Here is a 907-nt window from a genome sequence, read left to right as displayed (position 1 = left end):
ACGTTGGTCACCGCTGGCGTGCTGTTGATCGCCAGGTTCTCGAAGTTGCCACCCGACGCATTGGTGATGTGGGCGCTCAACTGGCCGGCATCGATATACGGATCATCAGCGGGCGCGGCAACGGCGAAGCTGCCGGAGGTCTGATTGGCACCGATGGTGATGGTCTGGCCATTGCTTAGCGTGACGGTTACCGCCGACTGCGCAGCATTGGTCAGAGTGGCGGTGTAAACGATCTGCCCACCTTCGGCCACGCTTGGCGTCGCCGTCAGCGAGACGGTCGTGGTGTCCTGGACATCGGTAACGGCGGTGCTGACAGGCGCTTGGTTTGCAACCAGGTTTTCGTAGTTGCCGCCGCTGACGCTGGTAATGCTGTTGGTGACTGCCGCGTGGCCTTGGTAGACGTCATTGGTCACCGCACCCGTGGCGGTACCGGAGCTTTGGCCGACCGGGATGGTGATGGTCTGGCCGTTGGCCAGGCTGACTACAACAGGGCTTCCGGTAACCGGCGCATTCACTGTTGCGGTGTAAACGATGGTGCCGCCTTCGGTCACAGATGGGGTGGCGGTTAGCGTGACGGTTGAGGTGTCGATGGTGTCACTGACGGTGGTGACTGCCGCCGTGCTGTTGATCGCCAGGTTCTCGAAGTTGCCACCCGAGGCATTGGTGATGTGGGCGCTCACCTGGCCGGCATCGATATATGAATCATCAGCGGGCGCGGCAACGGTGACGCTTCCGGAGGTCTGATTGGCACCGATGGTGATGGTCTGGCCATTGCTTAGCGTGACGGTTACCGCCGACTGCGCAGCATTGCTCAGAGTGGCGGTGTAAACGATCTGCCCACCCTCGGCCACGCTTGGCGTTGCCGACAGCGACACCGTGGTGGTGTCCTGGACATCTGTTACGGTGG

General features: G+C 61.6%; 1 protein-coding gene. It reads right to left on the bottom strand.

Features of this window, described 5'->3' with window-relative positions:
- A partial coding sequence (locus tag CQW31_RS31265) for an immunoglobulin-like domain-containing protein (RefSeq protein ID WP_178075603.1) occupies positions 1-907 on the bottom strand: 907 nt, incomplete at both ends.

Origin of the sequence: Pseudomonas sp. 382 (genome assembly GCF_002759075.1) — a bacterium.
Taxonomy (GTDB): Bacteria; Pseudomonadota; Gammaproteobacteria; order Pseudomonadales; family Pseudomonadaceae; genus Aquipseudomonas; species Aquipseudomonas vlassakiae.
The sequence above is the reverse complement of the archived record's forward strand: the minus strand, read 5'-3'. Positions and strand labels throughout refer to the sequence as shown.